General features: G+C 52.5%; 1 pseudogene. It reads right to left on the reverse strand.

The features are described from left to right. Positions 1 to 304 precede the first annotated feature (304 nt). Positions 305 to 682: pseudogene (locus tag ALO43_RS29035) on the reverse strand (zonular occludens toxin domain-containing protein); the annotation flags it as partial.

The following is a 682-nucleotide window of genomic DNA, read 5'->3' on the forward strand; positions in this document are numbered from 1 at the left end:
TGGGTCCGTTGCGGTAAAGCTGGGTGATCATGGCGCGAAGTGAGTTTTGCGGGGTCTGAGAGGGCTTTGCACGCGTTCTAGGCCGGAGGTGGCCACGCATAATTGACGTTATGGGTAAATCGATCGCCGGGGGCTGCGCAATGGTCCCGACGATCGATTCTGGCCGTTGGCCGCAAGTACCATAACGTCCACACATTATGCGTACCTCTGGATTTACCTCGAGGCCTCGAGTACAGTCCTTTTAATCACCAAAAAGCATAACTCAACTAAATTACCGTTTAGTCGAGTTATAACCGGCTGCCTGTCATTTGATCGTTCGTTGCGTGCGACTGGTATCAGGAATGATGTTAAAACGTGAAACCTTTTGTGGTTGCGCGCTCTGGTCCACCGCTGCGAGCCCTCGCTGCGGACCGTCGCGCGACTCAAGGGAGCGAGTTGATGAAAGACCGGCAGGTGTGGCATACGCCGGCTGCTGTTTAGTGTCATCAAAATATCCGTTCTGCACGACTGACATACAGAAATCAAAAGACGTTGTCATGCGTGTGGCCTGCTGTGAATAGCACTGGCAAACGGTGTCCTCACCATTGAATGTGCCAGTGTTTAAACCTCTCGACTTGGCAGCCAACAACATACGTACATCGGTCGAAGCCATGCAGGTAGGACGTGGAAAATCACGAGCCTT

It is taken from the genome of Pseudomonas tremae, from assembly GCF_001401155.1.
Classification (GTDB): Bacteria; Pseudomonadota; Gammaproteobacteria; order Pseudomonadales; family Pseudomonadaceae; genus Aquipseudomonas; species Aquipseudomonas tremae.